This is a genomic window from Protofrankia symbiont of Coriaria myrtifolia (assembly GCF_900634755.1).
GTDB lineage: Bacteria > Actinomycetota > Actinomycetes > Frankiales > Frankiaceae > Protofrankia > Protofrankia coriariae.
In genome coordinates this window covers 34,164-52,547 of sequence record NZ_CAAAFS010000206.1, presented here as the reverse complement: position 1 = coordinate 52,547, position 18,384 = coordinate 34,164, and the positions used below count along the sequence as shown (strand labels likewise).

The following is an 18,384-nucleotide window of genomic DNA, read 5'->3' as shown; positions in this document are numbered from 1 at the left end:
GCCGGTGCCGGACGCCGCGCCGGCTCCGGCTCCGGCCGTCGTGGCGTCGACGATCGCCGGCTGGGCCGGGGCGGGCGGGCGGGTGTCGACGACGACCTCCCAGCTGGTGCCGAAGTTCTCCGGCGGGATGCGGAAGCCCAACGGCTCGAAGTGGGCGTTGAAGAACAGCAGGAAGGACTGGTCGGCGACCTTCTCACCACGCTGGTCGGGGTCGGGGATGCCGTGCCCGTTGAGGAACACCCCGAAGGAGCGGGCCGGGGTGAACCCCCAGTCGGCGTCCGACATCTCGGTGCCGTCCGGCCGCAGCCAGACGATGTCCTTGAGGGCTTCCCCGCCGTCGTGGCCGCTGACGGGTGCGCCGTCCGGGCCGCTGCCTGTCCCGGCGTCCAGGCGGTGGATCGGGTCGCCCCGGAAGAACCGGCGGCGGCGGAACACCGGATGCTCCCGGCGCAGGGCGCAGACGGTGGCGGTGAACTCCACCAGGTCCGTGTTGCGTTCCGCCAGGGACCAGTCCAGCCAGGAGATCTCGTTGTCCTGGCAGTATCCGTTGTTGTTGCCCTGTTGGGTGCGTCCCATCTCGTCGCCGGCCAGGAGCATGGGGACGCCCTGGGACAGGAAGAGCGTGGTGAGGAAGTTCCTGACCTGGCTGCCGCGCAGCGCGAGCACCGCGGGGTCGTCCGTCGGCCCTTCCGCGCCGCAGTTCCACGACCGGTTGTCGTCGGATCCGTCCCGGTTGTCCTCGCCGTTGTCCTCGTTGTGCTTGTTGTTGTAGGAGACCAGGTCGTCGAGGGTGAACCCGTCGTGGGCGGTGACGAAGTTGATGGACGCCGAGGGCCGGCGTCCGTCGGACTCGTAAAGGTCGCTCGAGCCGGTCAGCCGGGAGGCGAACTCGGCGATGCCCTGGTCCTGGCCGCGCCAGAAATCCCGCACGGTGTCACGGTACTTGCCGTTCCACTCGGTCCACAGCGGGGGGAAGTTGCCGACCTGGTAGCCGCCGGCGCCGAGGTCCCACGGTTCGGCGATCAGCTTGACCTGCGAGACCACCGGATCCTGCTGGACGAGATCGAAGAAGGACGACAGCCGGTCGACCTCGTAGAACTCCCGGGCCAGGGTCGCGGCCAGGTCGAACCGGAACCCGTCGACGTGCATCTCGGTCACCCAGTAGCGCAGCGAGTCCATGATGAGCTGCAGGACGTGTGGGTGACGCACCCGCATGCTGTTGCCGGTGCCGGTGTAGTCCATGTAGTAGCGCGGGTCGTCCTCGATGAGCCGGTAGTAGGCGGCGTTGTCGATGCCGCGGAAACACAGCACCGGGCCCATGTGGTTGCCCTCGGCCGTGTGGTTGTACACGACGTCGAGGATCACCTCGATGCCGGCGTCGTGAAGGTTCTTCACCATGAGTTTGAACTCCTGGACCTGCTGGCCCGCGCGGGCGTTGGCCGCATAGGCGTTGTGCGGGGCCAGGAAGGCCAGTGAGTTGTACCCCCAGTAGTTGCGCAGCCCCCGGCGGACCAGGTGCTCGTCCTGCACGAACTGGTGGACGGGCATGAGTTCCACAGCGGTCACACCGAGTTTGTGATAATGGTCGATCATCGTCGGATGTGCCACGCCGGCGTAGGTGCCGCGGTACTCCGGTGGGAGCCCGGGATGGGCGATCGTCAGGCCGCGTATGTGCGCCTCGTAGATGACCGTCTCGTTGTACGGGGTGCGCGGCGGGCGGTCCCCGTTCCAGTCGAAGAACGGGCTGATGACCACCGACTTCATCACCCGGGGCGCGGAAGCCCCGGTGTTCATGCTGTCGGGGTCGCCGAAGTTGTAGCCGAAGACCGACTGGTCCCAGTCGATCTCGCCGTCGACCGCCTTCGCGTACGGGTCCAGAAGAAGCTTGGACGGATTACACCGCAGCCCCTTGGCGGGTTCGTGAGGGCCGTGGATCCGATACCCGTATCGCTGGCCGGGGCCGATGCTCGGCAGGAAACCGTGGTAGACGAAGGCGTCGGCTTCCTTCAGTTCGACCCGGGTCTCGGTGTTGTCCTCGTCGAACAGGCACAGCTCGACCTTCTCGGCAACCTCGGAGAAGATCGCGAAATTGGTGCCGGTGCCATCGTAGGTGGCACCGAGCGGATAGGGGCTGCCCGGCCAGACTTGCAACATACGCACGGAGCCTACGGGGTTGGGGAACCGCCGACGACTGGTGCTGGTGTGGATGGGCACCGACGGCTCGGGCGACTTCCCGGCCGGTGGATTCCGGGCCGGTGGATTCCGGTTCGGCCGGCGGGGTGGCGGGCGCGGCCGGGCCGGTTTGAGTACACCTTCGGGCCGCGCTGTGCGCAACTCGTCACCCGCGTTGTCGATCACAAACCGTTGATCACGGTATCCGCCGTGGACGAGGTTCGCGGGGTGGCCGCGCACGCTCCGTCCCTCCGCGACGGAACCCCGTCGGCCGGCCCGAGGCGGCCGGCCCGGCTCGGTGTGCCCGATACGGCCACGGCCCGACAGCCCCACGGCCCGACAGCCCCGCAGCCCGGAGTCCTGCCGGCCCATCCCGGCGCGGAGTTCGGCACGGGCCCGTGCGGGCCCGGTACGACGGGTCCCCGGCTGGAGACTCCTCCGGGACCCGTCCAGACGCACTCCGGACGTCATCCGGACGTCATCCAGACGCACTCCGGACGCTCTGGCGTGGCTGCCGCGCCGGGCCCTGCCGCGGTGGCGGGCGGGACAGTTGCTGCCTGTCATGAATCGTCCAGGTATCAAATGATGAATCGGATCTGTCAGACGGGGGTAGGTATGGCAGCCGCAGGCGGCTCATGGCACCATCGTTACCGCACAGCACGGCCGATCGTGAGACGAGCTCGCAGGGGAAGGCGTAACTCGTTGACGGAGGTCCTGCGTGGTTGCAATGTCATCAACACGTGATCTTGTTTCGGGTTCGGTGTCCGTCGGCGTCCCCGGCATGCTCGCCGTGCTGGCCTGCCCGCCGCCGCTGTGTCCGCACCTGGAGTTTGCCGTGTCCGCCGTGCTCTCCTCGCCGGTGTCCCTGACCTGGACCGGGCAGCCCAACTCCCCGGGGTCGTTCTACGCGGCCCTCCAGTGGCGCGCCCCCTGTGGGACGGCCGGCCGGCTGGCGGGGCAGTTGCGCCGTCTCGGCCCGCTCTCCTTCGACGTGGTCGAGGGGCCCTCACCGGGGTGTGACTCGGAGCGCTACTCCCACACCCCCGAACTCGGCCTGCACCGCGCGTCGATCGCCGCGAACGGGGACGTGGTCGTCGGTGAGGCGGCCCTGCGCGCGCTCATCGATCGGGGCGAGGGCCGCGAGACCCTGGCCAGGGGCCTGCACCGTCTGCTCGGCACCGCCTGGGACGACGTCCTGGAACCGTTGCGCCAGGGCGCCCACGGAGCGCCCGTGACCTGGCTGCGCCGGACCGGCTAGGCCCCGCCTCCGGGCCCGGGCGCGTGTGGAGGCTGACCCGGAAGCCGCCGCCGCATCTGGCCGGCAGCCTGTCGCCGGGTGCGGGGTGGCAGGGAAAGGGTGACAGGGGAGAGGCAGGACAGCCGGCCCTCACCACTGATCCCGTGTTCGGGCGCGTGTCGGGCGGGGTATGCCGGGCCGGGTCACCCGTTCCCGGTGAGCCGCCTTCCGCGCGTTCCCGGAGGATTTCCCAGGCGTTGTCAGGGGAGACTTCCTCCGCGTTGCCGGGGGAGCCGCCGGGGGTGGTGGTGACCTCGGCGGGCGCCCCCGGCCCGATGCCCGCCGCCGATGTCCGGTGACACCTGGGACGTGGGAGCGCAACGGGTGTGGTGAAGGCCACATCCGTTCGGGATCGTCCGGGCGGGCACATACCCCACCGGCCGTGCGTTGTGGGTGGGGCACGAGAGAGCAGCGCACTTATATTCACGGGAGTATTTCAGTGGCCACCGATTACGACACCCCCCGGACCAGCGATGCCGAGGAGGTCGCCGAGCAGAGTCTGGAGGCGCTCAAGGCACGACGGGCGGACGCGGCGGCCGACCTCGGGGACGATGTCGACCCGTTCGAGTCCGAGCTCGACCTGCCCGGCGCGGACCTGTCCGGGGAGGAACTGACCGTCCGCGTACTGCCCCGGCAGGCAGACGAGTTCACCTGCACGAGCTGTTTCCTGGTCCATCACCGCAGCCAGCTCGCCGACAGCCGGCGGATGATCTGCGCGGACTGCGCCGCGTAGGCGGTACGGGCCGCGCGGACCGCGGGACCGCGCCACGCGGACCGCGCGGGACGCCGAGCGCGCCGGGCCGAGCGGCCGACGGCTCGTCGGCGGCACCACGGCCAGGGCAGGTACCGCGCGCCGGGGCCGGCTGCCGGTGCCCGCCGCGGCGACAAGCCCGACAGCCTGTCCGTGCTGCCCGTCCTCGCCCCTGCCCCTGTCCACACGAGCCTGCCTGATGGCGACGACCGACTGTGACCGTATTACCACGGCCATCGGGCAGGCTCAGGTGATCATTTAGATGGTCGGGTAAGCACCCGGACCCCGGCTTCCCGCATCTGCGAGACGGCCTGCTTCTCGTCCCCGGGCCGCAGCCCGACGAAGCGGGTCAGGGCCAGCGGGACCACCACGTCGAAACCCAGCGCCCGGCCGTCCAGGGCCGTCGCCTTCACACAGTGGTCCCCGGCGAGGCCGACCACGACGATCCTGCGGACCTCCCGGGCGGTGAGGACGTCGACCAGTTCGGTCGCCTGATCGGCGTCGGTGAGCGGGTTGCGTACGGTAAATCCGGAATAACCGTCCTCGCCGCCCGTTCCCTTGCGCACGATCGTCCCGTCGACCCGCAGGGCCGGATGCAGCTGCGCGCCCTCGGTCTCCCGTACGCAGTGCGGCGGCCAGATGCCGCCGCCGGTGACGAAGTGCGGGGTGGTCGGCGGATGCCAGTCCTGCGTGTAGACGACCGGTGAGCCCGCGGCCACGGCCCGTTCGATCTCGTCGTTGACAGGTGGGATGATCTCCTCGCCGCCGGCCACGTACAGGCTGCCGGTCGGCGCGGCGAAGTCGTTCTGGACGTCGATCACCAGGAGCGCGACGCCCGGCCCGTATTCGTCGGTCATGAGCCGATTCTGCCCACTGCCGGCCCGCCGCGGTATTCCGGGCCCCACCGAGGAGGGCAGGCCCTGCCGCACACGGATGCCCGACGTTTGTCGGATATTGTTTGTCCGACATTCGGGACCCGGCTCAGCCGGGCCTCAACCGGGCCTCACCTGGGCCCTTGGTCGGGTCGATGCCGGATTGACGTAGTACGTGTCACAGGCATCGGTGATGACCGTATCTGTACCGGATTCGTACGGATTCAAAGCTGATGCGAAGTCGTCATACCCCCCCGTTACAGTGGTCGGGTGCGCAGCAGAGACTACGGGCCCGACGTGCTGGCGCGGAGCGGACGCGTACGGCCCGCCGCGCCGCCATCTGTCGAGGCCGTCCCCGGTCTTGTCGTCGAGGACGCCGCGACCGGTTTCTGCGGGGCGGTGATCGAGGTTGAGGCGGGTGGGGTCGTGCTGGAGGACAGGCACGGCCGCCGCCGCGCCTTCCCGCTCGCCGCCGGAGCGTTCCTGCTGGACGGGCGGACGGTGACGCTGACCCGGCCGGTGCGGTCGGCGCCGGCGGCCCCGGCCCGCACGGCGTCCGGCTCCGTCGCCGTGCCCGGCCAGCCGGCCCGGGTCGCGCGGGCGAGCCGGATCTACGTGGAGGGGCTGCACGACGCCGCACTCGTCGAACGCGTCTGGGGCGACGACCTGCGGGTGGAGGGCGTCGTCGTGGAAAGCCTGGACGGCGTCGACGATCTGCCCGCGCTGGTCGCGGCCTTCCAGCCCGGACCACGGCGCCGTCTCGGCGTGCTCGTCGACCATCTGGTCGCCGGTTCCAAGGAGAGCCGCATCGCCGCGTCCGTGACGTCACCGTACGTGCTCGTCACCGGGCATCCCTACGTGGACATCTGGCAGGCGGTCAAGCCGTCGTCCGTGGGTATCGCGGCCTGGCCCCAGGTACCCCGGGGCCAGCCGTGGAAGGAGGGCGTGTGCCGCGCGCTGGGCGTCGCCGAACCCGCTGACATGTGGCGCCGGGTGCTCGGCAGCGTGCGTTCCTACACGGACGTCGAAGCCGGTCTGCTCGGGGCGGTCGAACGTCTCATCGACTTCGTCACGGTACCGGCGGGTGACGTCGACGACGAGCACGGTGCCAAACACGGGGCCGAGTACGGCGAGGGACACGACAGGGGACACGAAAGCGGCCGGGCATGAGGCCCGGTTCCGCCGTCGGCGTCCCCTCACCCGAGGCGGGGCGACGGTAGATGCCGCCGCGGTGGAGAGCGCTCAGGCCAGGCCTTGTCGTCGCGCTCGTCGCGGTGGTCGCGATCGTGGCCTTCGCGGTTCACGCGGTGCGCTCCGACCCACCCCCGCCGCCGCTCGGGATGTCCGGGGCGGCGGCGTCGCCGTCCGAGCCGACCACCGCCGGGGCCGGGGCGGCGGCCAGGCCGGACCTGATGCGCGGGCGCACCGTCCTGCTCGACCCCGGCCACAACGGGGGCAACGCGAAGGCGCCCGCGGCGATCAACCGGAAGGTGCTCGCCGGTGGCATCGCGAAGGAGTGCGACACCGTCGGCTCGCAGACCACAGCCGGCTATCCCGAACACGCGTTCACCTTCGACGTGGTCACCCGGGTGGCCGCGCTGCTGCGCGACCGGGGTGCCACCGTCGTCCTGACCAGGGCGGACGGCAACGGGGTCGGCCCGTGCATCGACGAGCGAGCCCGCATCAGCAATGACGCGCACGCGGACGCGGCCGTGTCCGTGCACGCCGACGGCGGCCCGGCGAGCGGTACCGGATTCCATGTCATCGCCCCGAGCCTGAGCCCGGACGGCGGCAACGCCGCGATTCTCGCCCCGTCGGCCCGGCTGGCGGACGCGGTGGGCGCCGCCTTCGAGCGGAACACCGGCGAAACCCGGGCGGACTACATCGCGCACGACGGCCTGTCGTTCCGTACGGATCTGGGTGGGCTGAACCTCTCTCGGGTGCCCAAGGTGTTCATCGAATGCGCCAACATGCGCAATCCCGCCGACGCCGCACGGGTCTCCGACCCCGCGTGGCGTGGGCGCGCCGCGCAGGGCATCACGGACGGGATAATCGCCTTTCTGACCGCGCCGCCTTCCTGACCGCACGTCCACCGTGCGGTTACCGGACGGCGTGATGTTCCGGTTGGGCGTGGGCCGCGTTCTCGGGCTTCGTGCACGTGCATTTGCCGAGTCATATCAGCCGAGCCGCGTCAACGGTACGGGTCCGCGCCGCCGGACCAGCGGGTGACACGTCGACGCCGCTGATATTTCGTAAATGTAACATACCGTGTCAAAGATTGACATACCTGTAAGCCGGCCATGTCGCTCCGCCTGACGCGATTTGTGGTAGGACTTCGCCTACTCGACTGTCGCTCTGACGACAGCATATTGACGGAAAGCATCAAGCAGTAAAATCGTCCGCCATGGCGGGATTTGCGACCGCATTGGGGGCAGCCATGAACATGTCGTCGACCCTGCTCCGCCATGCGCCGGACCAAGGAGGAGCGTCATCGACGAGGGGACGGCAGCGACGACGCGGCGGGACGCCGCACTTGGCCGGCGGGCGGCCCGTACCCGCGACGCCATCCTCGAGGGGGCGCGCCGGCTGTTCCTCGACCGCGGCTACGCGGGCACCCGGATCGGCAACATCACCGACGCGTGCGGGATCTCACGGGCCGGCTTCTACACCTACTTCCATGACAAGCGCGAGGTCTTCAACGCCCTCGGGGAGAACGCCTACCGGGACATTCTTAAGATTGTTTCCTGCTGGGAGGCGATGCCGCGGCCGTGCGGCCTGCCCGACGTGATCGGATGGGTACATGCCTACTTCGCGTTTATGGATGCGCACGGTGCGTTCATTTTTGCCTCCGGGCACTCCGCGCCAGCGGACGAACAGTTCCGTAACAGCAGCAGACGGATGCAGATGCGGGTCGCGTCCCTGCTGGGAACGAACCTGCGCGGCCGGCAGACCGAGCCGACCAGCGCGCCGGAAGCCCTGGGATTATCGATCATGGGGATGCTCGAACGCGCCTGGTACTACTGCCGAGCCCAGGAGCTCCCCGTCGGTGACGACGACATCATCCGAACCGTCGCCCGCCTGATCCTTGGCGACCTCAACCCGATCCACTGACTGACCCGCCGCTCCAACCGGCCCCACCGCTCCAAACCAGCCCTGCCGCTCCAAACGGTCCTGCCGGCCCTGCCGGCCGCGTGTGGGTGGAACGCCGTGCCACCCCTGACCGGCCCCGATGTTCGCCGACCTGCCGGCCACGAGCGGGCGGATACCGTCTTCAAGCGCCCCGAGGGCCAGCCGCGGCGACGGGCATCGAGATGTTCACACGCCCTGGCCCGCACAGCGGCCTCGCTGGATATCACAGATCTCTGTACCTTCACCATGCGTGATCGCCAACTGCCCGTTCCCGGCCGCGGAGATCTCCCGCGGTTCCCGTTCGCTCTCCCGGCGCAATATCCGCCCGCGCAGCACCAGATCCCACGCCTGAACGCATCCCCCGCCGGCCATGAAGAGCACCCGGCCATCGAACGAGGAGACGAGGGCGCTGCCTGCTCCTCCCGCTATCTTGCGCGGCGGCGCGAATATCTCGGCTCACACCGTACGCGATTCCTGGAGACCCGTCCGTGCCGGCGGTTCGCTCCGAGCATGATTTGGCGGAAGATGTAGGTAACTTCCGTCGCCACAGCAACGGTTTCTACCTACGACTTCCGCGTCCGTAGGTAGAAACCGTCGTCACAGCAGCGGTTTTCACCGACGGCTGGAGGCTTCCGGAGGCCGGCGCACCAGTCCCCCTGAGCACCCGAAGCCGGCACATGGACGGGCCAGGAAAGCGCTAGGACGAGCTCCGCGCTCGGTCATTCTGCGATCGTCTCCGCCGCGGGACCCCGGGGGCTCCATGCCTCGACCCTGGGCAGATATCGCGGCCCTCGGTGAAGCCGCCCCAAGAGGTGGCGGGCGGGGAGGTTGGCATAAACGGTGACGACTGGGCCGGGTCCCCTCCTGAGGACCCCATGGCCACCCCCACCGTAGGATCATGGGGGTCCAGGGGTCCAGGGGTCCAGGCCCCGGGCAGGCATCGCGACCCTCGGCGAAGCCGCCCAACGAGCGGCAAGCGACCAGAACCGACACCCCGAAGCCGTCCAAAGGACGGCGAGCCCCAGAAAGCCGGATCGACCAAGCCCGCCAACCGGGGCCCCATGGCCACCCCCACCGTAGAACCGTGGGGGCTCCGGGGGCTCGGCCCCCGGGCAGGCATCGCGGCCCCTGGCGAAGCCGCCCAAAGGGCGGCAAGCAAGGAAGGCCGGCGCGTGGGCGATACTGGGATTGAACCAGTGGCCTCTACCGTGTCAAGGTAGCGCTCTCCCACTGAGCTAATCGCCCGAGTTTGTTCCGGTTTGGTGCCTTGTTGCCGAGGCGGAGGCGGGAATCGAACCCGCGTACAGGGCTTTGCAGGCCCTTGCCTAAACCACTCGGCCACTCCGCCAGGGAGGCCGGGACGGGCTTGACCTCTGACCTCACACACTCTCGAGCGGACGACGGGATTCGAACCCGCGACCCTCACCTTGGCAAGGTGATGCTCTACCAGCTGAGCCACGTCCGCGTGCCCCTCGCCTCTCGGCGGGTGCAGGTAGCACTCTAGCGGACGATGTGGGGGAGCGTCGAATGACTCGCCGTCTGCTGTGTCTGTGATGTGAAGTCTCTGTGTCGTTGCCCGTCTGCTGGTGTCGGTTGTGCTTGCCGGTTGTCAAAACGTGCTGGTCGGGCCACGTGCCACGGGCCCGGACGCCGGTAGCGTGATTCGGATGGACGGCGCGACTCGGGACAGCCCGGACCGTGGCCGGCAGGCCAGGCCGGGGGGCGTCTTCATCGGTGCTGGCAGACCGGTGACGCAGGCCTCGGGCGGGCGGATGGAGGTTCGGCGCCGCCCGCCGTGGCGGACGGGATCCTTCATGGTCGCCGGTGGTCGGCTCGCGACCGGCGTGATCGACATCACCGATGACCTGGCCGCCCTCGACCGTGGCGGCTTCTGGGCGGTCGTGGTCGACTTCGAGGGCGCGGCGCGGTGTGTGCGTTTCGCGGACGTCCGTGCCGCGCCCTCGCTGACGGCGATCGCGGGCCGGCCGTGGCACGGCCCGCTCCGCGACGTGTGGACGAGCAGCCTGGATCGGGACGGCTATGTCGCCGGCGTGCGGCGTATCCGCGCCGAGATCGCCGCCGGTGAGGTCTATCAGGTCAATCTGTGCCGAGTGTTGTCCGTGCCGATGGCCGCCGTGAGCGGTGAGGCGATCGCGGCTCTCGGGGGGGCGTTGGCGCGCGGCAACCCGGCGCCGTACGCGGCCGTGATGTATGTCCCGGAGGCGGACATTCGGGTGATCAGCGCGTCTCCGGAGCTGTTCCTGTCACGCCGGGGCGACGTGGTGCGCTCGGGGCCCATCAAGGGAACGGGCCGGGTCGCGGCGGACCTGTTGGAGAAGGACATCGCCGAGAACATCATGATCGTCGATCTGGTGCGTAACGATCTCGGCCGGGTTGCCTGCCCGGGCGGGGTGAGTGTCCCGGCGTTGTGCGCGCTCGAGGCCCATCCGGGCCTGGTGCATCTGGTGTCCACCGTCGAGGCGCGGCTGCGGCCGCATGTCGGCTGGCCCGAGCTGTTCGCCGCGAGCTTCCCGCCCGGGTCGGTGTCGGGCGCTCCGAAACTGAGCGCGTTGCGGGTCATCCGGGATCTGGAGCCGGCGGCGCGCGGGCCGTACTGCGGCGCTGTCGGCTGGGTCGACGCCGACCGGGGGCTGGGTGAACTCGCGGTCGGTATCCGGACGTTCTGGTTCGCGGCCGGCCGGCTGTGTTTCGGTTCCGGCGCCGGAATCACCTGGGGTAGTGACCCGGAAGGAGAATGGCGTGAAACGGAGCTCAAGGCCGAACGGCTGCTGAGGATCTGTTCGTCCGTCCCGACCTGACAGAGCCCGTGGACGCCACGTGGAATTGCCAGCGGAATTACTTGAACGACCTACGGCTATGACCTTCTGTGACTGACGGCGTCCGGTGTGGACGCCGTCCGGTCCGATGCGGTCATGTTCGGGCGGCTTCCGCTCGGTGACCGGTTACGGGACTGGTCCGGGCGGTCTGCCGCCGGGCGGGTCCACCTGGCCGGCAGGGTGCATCGACCACTTGGAGGATCTGCGAAGATCGGTAGGATTCGCGTCGGCGGGATCCGTGGGATCTGCGCTGTCAGGCGTCCTGGTGTGGTCGTCAGGCGCGATGGTCAGGCCGGGACGACACCGGGTGCCCCGGCCTGGGCGATGTCAGGTCTGCGGGCCACCCCAGATGAGCAGCGCGAGCTCCGCGTCCAGATCGACGACTTCGCTTTCCCCACCGAGAGGTACCACCGAGTAGGTGCGGCGCAGGAACGACAGCACCTCGGACCGCGGCATCTCGAACAGCGCGTGGCCGGAGGGACTGGACAGCGACAGGCAGACGATCCGCCCGCCGGACTGGGCCGCCGGCCACACCTGCACGTCGCCGTCCCCGGCCGGTCGCCGGACGCCGTCGCTGAGCAGTTGGCGAGCGAACGTCCACTCGACAACCTCGTCCGCGCCGGTACGGAACCCGATGCTGACCGCGTAGGGATCCGCCGGTTCGTAGCGCATCGTCGCCGCCACCGGGACGGGCGCTCCACCAGGAACGACGAGCCGAAGTGCGAGTTCTGCTGTGATGGAATCGTGACGAATTGTCATCGGGCGGCCTCTCAGTGCTGCGGTGGTTCGGGCGAGCACCCGTGTAACGAGATGGTTCCCTCTTTGAGGCTCGTTGGAAACAAGGTTATGCGACTTGAACATCCGTTACGCCGGTTCGGGAGAGTTGCCCGGCATGGCGCAGGTACACGGACCGCGGCCGTCCGTCGGAGACGGCCGCGCAGCCCATCCGTGGCCGCCTGGGTCAATGAGCGTCATGTGGCGGAACCCCCGTAGGTCGATTACCCTTCGTATTCGCATTGCAAGTGCTGTCGTGCCTGATGAGATGGGGTCTACCCCTCCCTCGCTCGTCCCAATCGGGGCGAGTTGTGTTCGGATCGTGACCGACGAAACCTCGCTCCGCAAGCCCTGATGTGACCGACATCATGGGTCACAGCGGACAGGTCGCATCGGGCGCCCCGCACCTCTCCGCCGCCCCACCAGCCCCCGTCTTGTTGGGACGGCGTTGACGGCCACCCAGCCCGACCCACCGCAACGACGTAGTAAGCTTCATGCGTCTCCAGGGCGTATAGCTCAGTGGTAGAGCGCTGCCTTCACACGGCAGAGGTCCGTGGTTCGAAACCACGTACGCCCACGCGCTGGTCCTCCTTGCTTGCCGCCCTTTGGGCGGCTTCGCCGGGGCCGCGATGCCTGCCCGGGGGCCGAGCCCCCGGAGCCCCCACGGCTCTACGGCGGGGGCGGCCATGGGACCCCCGGTTGGCGGGCCTGGTCGATCGGGCTTTTTGGGGCTCGCCGCCCTTGGGGCGGCTTCGGGGTGCCGGTTCTGGTTGCTCGCCGCCCTTGGGGCGGCTTCGCTGCTGCGGAGGCGGACGCGGTGCTCGGGCAGCCCGGGTTGGGGGCTCGCCGCCCTTTGGGCGGCTTCGGGAGGCTGGTTTTGGTTGCTTGCTGCCATTTGGGTGGTTTTGTACCTGTTCGAGTGTGGGCCCCTGAGGGGCGGTTTGGCATGTTTGCGCCCTTTGGATGATTTTTGGTGGGGGCGTGTGCCGGGGCGAGATGGCCGGCGCACGCCTGTGGTTTGTGGGTGTGGTTTGTGGCTCAGGGGTTGCGGCGGTGGGCGATTACGGGGACGCCGGAGCGGGGGCGCAGGGTGACGCGGGGGAGCGGGGTCACGGAATGGCCGGGGGTCGGCTCCAGGTGCCAGCGTCGGCAGACTGTGGCCAGGACGATTGCGGCCTCGAGTTCGGCGAATGTGTTGCCGATGCACTGACGGCTACCGCCACCGAACGGGAAGAACGCGTACTTCGGACGGGTGGCCGTTGAGCGTGGCTCGCTGGCTGGCCCTGTCGCGGACGGTTGCGTTTCGTCTGTGGGGGATGACGTCGGGGACGGTTCCAGCCAGCGTTGTGGCACGAAACCGTCGGGGTCGGGCCAGTAGTCGGGGTCGCGGTGCATGACCCACTGGCTGACCAGCACCGTCGAACCCGCGGGAATGTCGTAGCCGCCGAGAGAGTGGTCCGCCACCGTACGGCGGAACATGATCCAGACTGGTGGGTACAGCCGGATCGACTCGGTGAACACCGCGCGGGTGTAGGGGAGGCGGGGCAGGTCGTCCAGGGTGGGCAGCCGGTCGCCGAGAACCTCGTCGAGTTCGGCGTGCAGGGCCTCACGCGCCTGTGGGGCGTTGCCGAGCAGGTGGAAGGCCCAACTGAGCGCGTTCGCGGTGGTCTCGTGGCCGGCGAGCAGGATCGTCAGAGCTTCGTCACGTACAGCGTCGTCATCCAGCGGCGCGCCGGTTTCGGCGTCGCGGGTTGTCAGCAGCAGCGACAGCAGGTCGTTGCCGTCGGCCCCCTCACGCCGGCGGTCGGCGATTATTTCCCGGATCAGCCGGTCGAGGTCGGCGCGGGAGTTACGGGCCCGCAACGTCGTGGGCAGCGGTATTTTCTCCAGATACCGGCTACCGGGGAGGATCGCTCGACGTGACACGCCCATGTTCGCCGCGATCGCCCGCCGTATCGTCAGCACGAGATCGCTGTTCATGGGCAGGTCGAAAACGGTTCTGGTGACGATTCCGAGGGTCAGCTCGGTCATCTCCTCATGGATGTTCAACCGTTGCCCGTCGGACCATCCGGAAATGGTTTCCTCGGCCAGCCTGGCGAATGTTCCGCCATACGTGGCGATACGCTGGCGGTGGAACAGCGGCTGAATGAGCCGCCGGCGGGCCCGGTGCAGTTCGCCGCTGCTGGTGAGCAGGCCGGAACCCAGCAGAAGAGCCAGCGGCTGTATTCCCTCGTCGAGCGGCATTCGTTTTCTGCGGAAGCCCTTGGCGAAGACCCGCTGGGAGCTCACCAGGATCTCCTGCACCGCGGCCGGGTCGTTGACCAGGTAGACGGTGCCACGGCCCAGGGATCCGCGCACGATCGGGCCGTGTTCGTGGCGCAGCCTGATGAGCAGGTCGAGCGGGTTGGTCAGGAACGAGTACGCCGTACGCAGCGACTGCCCGCTCGGGCCCGGCGGATGCGGGCCAGGCCTGATGGCCGCGCCGCCCACCGCGCCGCCGGGAGCGTCGGCCGGCTGCGCCCCACTTGCGCTCCCGGCCCCACCCGCGCTCTCTGCCCTGTTCGCGCTGTCGGCGTTCGTGCTGTGGGCCTTGCCCGTATGCCCGGCATCACCCGCGTTCTCGGCCTCGTCCGTGCTCTCCGCCGGGTCGTCGACGGCTCTGGCCTGCGATGATGTCATCGTCTACTCCCGGTTCGGCGGGTCGGGGCACGGCATCCGTCAGGCCCAGGTCGCGGTCCGCATCCGGCGCTGGGACGCGGGGGCGGCGCGTGCCCGGCGGGCCGAAGGTAACGCGATCATGTGCCTTTCGTGGCCGGGGCGCCTCCGGAAGCCGACCCGGTCGGCCCACCGGGATCGGGGCCGGGGTCCCTGGTCACTGTGGGGACAACTCCTATCCACCCTGCCGTGGTTCCACGGTCGGCAACGGGCATGTTGCGCAAGCAGAAGTGACGGTGTGTCCTGGCTGCGACACGCTGAATGATTCTGGTCATAGTGCGGGCGCCGTGGTTTGAAACGGCTTACGCTACCGGGGAGAGGTTGACGGCGACCCCCCCACGTCGTCAACCTCTCCTGTGGTTGACGAGAAGGTCAGCGATCATAATGTGGGATCGCGGGGTGGCCAGCCTAGGCGGTGACCTGTGGTTGGCCTCTGTGCGCATCCCGTGGCTGGTGGCGCGGCGTCCAACCGGGCATCCTGGGGCGTAGCGGTGTTTTGACGCGGTGCCCGGGTCGGAGTAGGTAGATGTACATCAGTGCGCGGGCCGTGGCGAGGCTGGCGGAAGCGCCGTCTTCAGCCTGTCCGGCCGGCGTGCGTGCCCAGCCAGCTTCCGGACGCATCGGGAGGCCCCGCCAGTGACACACCACCAGGGTGGTCCCAGGTCCGTGACCGCGCCGTCTGCGAGGCCACCTGTGAGCATGCCGCCCGTGAGCGTCGCTTTGCCCGCGGGCAACGCGGGAACGGGCAGTTCGTGGACGTGATTCCGACCGCCCCGGAGGGTGTTTCTCTGGAGGCGCAGGCCGGCGTCGGCAGCCCGGACGCGTTCCGCCGGCTCTACACACCGCACCGGATGGCGTACATCAAGGGGGAACGGCCTGCCGGCCAGCAGTGCCCGTTCTGCGAGATCCCGTCCCTGTCGGACGAGGACGGGCTGGTCGTCGCCCGGGGCGAGACCGTGTACGCCGTCCTCAATCTCTACCCGTACAATTCCGGGCATCTCATGATTGTGCCGTACCGGCATATTCCGGACTATGCCGCCCTGGTGGACGCCGAAACCATCGAGATGGCCCTGTTCACCCAGCACGCGCTGCGGGCGTTGCGGCGGGCGAGCGGCGCGCACGGCTTCAACATCGGGATGAATCTCGGTGTCGTCGCGGGCGCCGGTATCGCCGAACACGTCCACCAGCACGTCGTGCCGCGCTGGGGCGGTGACACCAACTTCATGCCGGTCGTGGGCGGCACGAAAGTCCTGCCCGCGTTGCTGGGCCAGACCCGCGAGCTCACCGCCGCCGCGTGGAAGGAAACCGAATAGGCACCGGCCCCGCGGCTGTGCACGGCACGGTTCTCCCGTGCCGTGCACAGCTGCCCAGGTGCCGTTCTTCCGACGCGGTGTTTCGGGGGACCGCGTTTCCCCATGTCATGTTCCGGTGTTATGTTCCGATGCCGTGTTCCGATGCCGTGTCGGAAGTGGACCGCTTTTCCGTGCCCGCCAAGGGATGGTCGGGGGCGGCACGGCGGTGGGGCCCGAACCGGTGCTGATCCGGGCCTACCACGGATGCGGGCCCCGTGCTATCCGGTTTCGCCGGGTCTGTCGCCGAGGTGGTCGGCGGCGAGGTGGTCGGGTACCGGTTCGTAACGCAGATTGTCACGGGTGAACGTGCCGGTGCCCTGGGTCAGTGAACGGATGTCCACCGCGTACCGCAGCATCTCCTTCTCGGGCACCTCGGCCCGCACCAGGGTCCGGCCCGTGGTGCTCCCGTGCACCGCCTGCCCGTTGGACTGCCCACCGCCGACCGGCTCGATGCCGACGACCCGGCTGCGCCGCGCCGCGAGATCGCTGGTCACCGGGCCGACGTGCTCGTCGGGGGTGAGCACGCAGACGGCGAGCACCGGCTCGAGCAGGACGATCCCGGCGGCCCGGGCGGCGTTCTTCACCGCCAGCGCCCCGGCGGCCTGAAAGGCGATGTCGGAGGAGTCCACCGAGTGGGCCTTGCCGTCCACCAGCCGCACCCGGATGTCGACGAGCGGATAGCCGGCCGCCACCCCGAGGTCGAGCTGGCGCAGCACGCCCTTCTCCACCGAGGGGATGAACTGCCGGGGGACCGCGCCGCCGACCACCTCGTCGACGAACTCCCGGCCACTGCCGGCCGGCAGCGGCTCCACCTCGACGTGGCAGATCGCGTACTGACCGTGGCCGCCGGACTGTTTGACGTGCCGGCCGGTGCCCCGCGCCGGTCCGCGCAGCGTCTCCCGCAGCGGCACCCGCGGCGCCACCCGGTCGACGTCCACGCCGTAGCGGGTCCGCAGCCGTTCGATGACGACGTCGCTGTGCGCCTCGCCCATGCACCACAGCACGAGCTGGCCGCTCTCGGTGCCGTACTCCACCGTCAGGCTCGGGTCCTCCGCGGCGAGGCGGGCCAGCGCGGTCGACAGCTTGTCCTCCGAGCTCTTCGTGCGCGCGCGGATCGCCACGGGCAGCTGCGGCCGCGGTATCGACCACGCCTGCAGCAGGATGGGGTCGTCCGGGCTGGACAGGGTGTCACCGGTCTCCGCGGTGGCCAGTTTCGCCACGACACACAGGTCACCGGCCCGCACGACCTGCGCCGGCCGCTGCCCGGAGCGGCCGGCCGGCCGGGAGATCCCCGCGATCCGCCCGTCGTCGTCGTGGTCGGGATGGCCGCGTTCGGCCCGGCCGTGCCCACAGACGTGGACGGTCGTGTCCGTGCGCAGCGTCCCGGAGAACACCCTGACCAGTGAGATGCGTCCGACGTAGGGATCGGTCGTGGTCCGGATGACCTCGGCGGCCAGCGGGCCGTCCGGGTCGGCCGACAGCGACGGCCCCGACGACCCGTCAGGGCGGGTGCTCACCGGCAGGCGGTGTTCGGCGGGGGACGGGAACGCCCGGGTGAACAGGTCCAGCAGTTCGGCGGCGCCGAGCATGTCGCCGCTCCCGCCGACGGCACCGGCCGGGCCGAGAACGGGCAGGACCGGGTGGAAGCGGCCGCGGGCGACCGCGGTCTCCAGGTCGCGAAGCAGCAGCTCCGGCGCCAGCGGCTCCCCGGCGAGGTACTGCTCGAGCAGGGACTCGTCCTCACTCTCGGCGATGATCCCCTCGATCAGGGCGTTGCGGGCGGCGGCGACTGTCGGCCGGGTGGTGCCGTTCCCGGCGGCGGAAACGGCACCGGGAATGGCGCTGCCCGCGGACAACAGATCGATCAGCTGGTAGCCGCCGTGCCCCGGCGCGGGCCCGTCCGCCGCTGGCAGGCGTACCGGCAGGTACAGCGGCAGCACGCCCGGGCCGAACAGCTTCTGGCAGGTGGCGACGGTCGCGGCGAAGTCGGCGCGGGGATGTTCCAGCTTCGTGAGCACGATTGCCCGGGGTGTGCCGGCGGCGGCGCACTCGTCCCACAGCAGCCGGGTGAAGCCGTCGACGCCGTCGAGGGCGCTGACCACGAACAGGGCCGCGTCCCCGCCGCGCAGCCCGGCGCGCAGGTCGCCGATGAAGTCGGCGAGCCCGGGGGTGTCCAGCAGGTTGATCCGCATGCCCCGGTGGGTGGTGGACAGGACGGTCAGGTTGATCGTGCGCTGGCGGTGCTCGGCATCGTCGTGATCGGTGTGCCGCGGCGGGGCGGGACGGCCCTGCGCCGCCTCGCCCTCGTCGGCCGCGGCCAGCAGGCTCTCGGCAAGAGTCGTCTTACCCGCGCCGGTGTGGCCGACAAGGATGACGTTGCGTACGTCGGCCAGGTGCTCGAGGTCGGGACGATCATTGCATGCGGTTGTTTTCACCTACGCCTCCCCGGTGTGACACGGCCACCCGGTGGCCCTGGTGACGGCCA

The 18,384-nt window shown here is 69.7% G+C and carries 12 protein-coding genes, 4 tRNA genes and 1 pseudogene; 9 read left to right on the top strand and 8 right to left on the bottom strand.

Going from position 1 to position 18,384, the window contains the following annotated elements; genetic code table 11:
* The coding region (gene glgX / locus CM1CMNOD_RS11740) for a glycogen debranching protein GlgX (protein WP_131773982.1) at positions 1-2,154 on the bottom strand (2,154 nt) is incomplete at its 3' end.
* 745 nt (positions 2,155-2,899) lie between these two features.
* Between glgX and CM1CMNOD_RS11735 the strand changes: the two genes are divergently transcribed.
* On the top strand, positions 2,900-3,430 hold the full coding sequence (locus tag CM1CMNOD_RS11735) for a DUF3145 domain-containing protein (protein ID WP_050803510.1): 531 nt from the start codon (positions 2,900-2,902) through the stop codon (positions 3,428-3,430).
* 478 nt (positions 3,431-3,908) lie between these two features.
* On the top strand, positions 3,909-4,202 hold the full coding sequence (locus CM1CMNOD_RS11730) for a DUF4193 domain-containing protein (RefSeq protein WP_013873850.1): 294 nt from the start codon (positions 3,909-3,911) through the stop codon (positions 4,200-4,202).
* A gap of 272 nt (positions 4,203-4,474) precedes the next feature.
* On the opposite strand, the gene CM1CMNOD_RS11725 is transcribed toward CM1CMNOD_RS11730, so the two are convergent.
* Positions 4,475-5,077 (bottom strand): isochorismatase family protein, encoded by a 603-nt coding sequence (locus tag CM1CMNOD_RS11725; protein WP_043606273.1) that lies wholly within the window; start codon positions 5,075-5,077, stop codon positions 4,475-4,477.
* A 285-nt stretch (positions 5,078-5,362) separates the two neighbouring features.
* Here CM1CMNOD_RS11725 and CM1CMNOD_RS11720 point away from each other — a divergent pair, with 285 nt between their 5' ends.
* From CM1CMNOD_RS11720 to CM1CMNOD_RS23090, 4 genes and pseudogenes are all read left to right on the top strand, one after another.
* Positions 5,363-6,262: a DUF3097 domain-containing protein gene (locus CM1CMNOD_RS11720; RefSeq protein WP_013873848.1), complete on the top strand. Its 900-nt coding sequence runs from the start codon at positions 5,363-5,365 to the stop codon at positions 6,260-6,262.
* Positions 6,263-6,312: 50 nt separating this feature from the next.
* Positions 6,313-7,173, top strand: coding sequence for an N-acetylmuramoyl-L-alanine amidase (locus CM1CMNOD_RS11715; protein WP_013873847.1), 861 nt, complete (start codon positions 6,313-6,315; stop codon positions 7,171-7,173).
* A gap of 313 nt (positions 7,174-7,486) precedes the next feature.
* A pseudogene (locus tag CM1CMNOD_RS24015) lies at positions 7,487-7,786 on the top strand (TetR/AcrR family transcriptional regulator); the annotation flags it as partial.
* A 63-nt stretch (positions 7,787-7,849) separates the two neighbouring features.
* On the top strand, positions 7,850-8,203 hold the full coding sequence (locus tag CM1CMNOD_RS23090; RefSeq protein WP_237702743.1) for a hypothetical protein: 354 nt from the start codon (positions 7,850-7,852) through the stop codon (positions 8,201-8,203).
* 1,191 nt (positions 8,204-9,394) lie between these two features.
* Here CM1CMNOD_RS23090 and CM1CMNOD_RS11705 read toward each other — a convergent pair.
* The 3 genes from CM1CMNOD_RS11705 to CM1CMNOD_RS11695 all read right to left on the bottom strand — a co-directional run bounded on the left by CM1CMNOD_RS11705 (position 9,395) and on the right by CM1CMNOD_RS11695 (position 9,686).
* A tRNA-Val gene (locus tag CM1CMNOD_RS11705) sits at positions 9,395-9,466 on the bottom strand.
* A gap of 31 nt (positions 9,467-9,497) precedes the next feature.
* A tRNA-Cys gene (locus CM1CMNOD_RS11700) sits at positions 9,498-9,569 on the bottom strand.
* 44 nt (positions 9,570-9,613) lie between these two features.
* A tRNA-Gly gene (locus tag CM1CMNOD_RS11695) sits at positions 9,614-9,686 on the bottom strand.
* A gap of 307 nt (positions 9,687-9,993) precedes the next feature.
* Here CM1CMNOD_RS11695 and CM1CMNOD_RS11690 point away from each other — a divergent pair.
* Positions 9,994-11,040, top strand: a complete 1,047-nt coding sequence (locus CM1CMNOD_RS11690) for a chorismate-binding protein (RefSeq protein WP_131772530.1) — start codon at positions 9,994-9,996, stop codon at positions 11,038-11,040.
* Positions 11,041-11,385: 345 nt separating this feature from the next.
* On the opposite strand, the gene CM1CMNOD_RS11685 is transcribed toward CM1CMNOD_RS11690, so the two are convergent.
* A complete protein-coding gene (locus CM1CMNOD_RS11685) occupies positions 11,386-11,817 on the bottom strand; it encodes an SsgA family sporulation/cell division regulator (protein WP_013873844.1) in 432 nt (143 codons plus the stop codon).
* 520 nt (positions 11,818-12,337) lie between these two features.
* On the opposite strand from CM1CMNOD_RS11685, the gene CM1CMNOD_RS11680 reads away from it, so the two are divergent.
* Positions 12,338-12,409: transfer RNA gene (locus tag CM1CMNOD_RS11680), tRNA-Val, on the top strand.
* Positions 12,410-12,870: 461 nt separating this feature from the next.
* On the opposite strand, the gene CM1CMNOD_RS11675 is transcribed toward CM1CMNOD_RS11680, so the two are convergent.
* Positions 12,871-14,511, bottom strand: a complete 1,641-nt coding sequence (locus tag CM1CMNOD_RS11675) for a cytochrome P450 (RefSeq protein ID WP_013873843.1) — start codon at positions 14,509-14,511, stop codon at positions 12,871-12,873.
* Positions 14,512-15,299: 788 nt separating this feature from the next.
* Between CM1CMNOD_RS11675 and CM1CMNOD_RS11670 the strand changes: the two genes are divergently transcribed.
* Complete coding sequence (locus tag CM1CMNOD_RS11670; RefSeq protein ID WP_013873842.1) at positions 15,300-15,860, top strand: HIT family protein; 561 nt, start codon at positions 15,300-15,302, stop codon at positions 15,858-15,860.
* Between the two features lie 257 nt (positions 15,861-16,117).
* Here the strand turns inward: CM1CMNOD_RS11670 and CM1CMNOD_RS11665 are convergent, their stop codons facing one another.
* Positions 16,118-18,334, bottom strand: coding sequence for an elongation factor G-like protein EF-G2 (locus tag CM1CMNOD_RS11665; RefSeq protein WP_013873841.1), 2,217 nt, complete (start codon positions 18,332-18,334; stop codon positions 16,118-16,120).
* Positions 18,335-18,384: the final 50 nt, after the last annotated feature.

Bases quoted from the DNA above. Each gene is read 5' to 3' on its own strand.
- CM1CMNOD_RS11725 (WP_043606273.1), bottom strand. From the start codon at position 5,077: ATGACCGACGAATACGGGCCGGGCGTCGCGCTCCTGGTGATCGACGTC.
- CM1CMNOD_RS11690 (WP_131772530.1), top strand. From the start codon at position 9,994: ATGGAGGTTCGGCGCCGCCCGCCGTGGCGGACGGGATCCTTCATGGTC.
- CM1CMNOD_RS11675 (WP_013873843.1), bottom strand. From the start codon at position 14,511: ATGACATCATCGCAGGCCAGAGCCGTCGACGACCCGGCGGAGAGCACG.
- CM1CMNOD_RS23090 (WP_237702743.1), top strand. From the start codon at position 7,850: ATGCCGCGGCCGTGCGGCCTGCCCGACGTGATCGGATGGGTACATGCC.
- CM1CMNOD_RS11685 (WP_013873844.1), bottom strand. From the start codon at position 11,817: ATGACAATTCGTCACGATTCCATCACAGCAGAACTCGCACTTCGGCTC.
- CM1CMNOD_RS11715 (WP_013873847.1), top strand. From the start codon at position 6,313: ATGCCGCCGCGGTGGAGAGCGCTCAGGCCAGGCCTTGTCGTCGCGCTC.
- CM1CMNOD_RS11735 (WP_050803510.1), top strand. From the start codon at position 2,900: ATGTCATCAACACGTGATCTTGTTTCGGGTTCGGTGTCCGTCGGCGTC.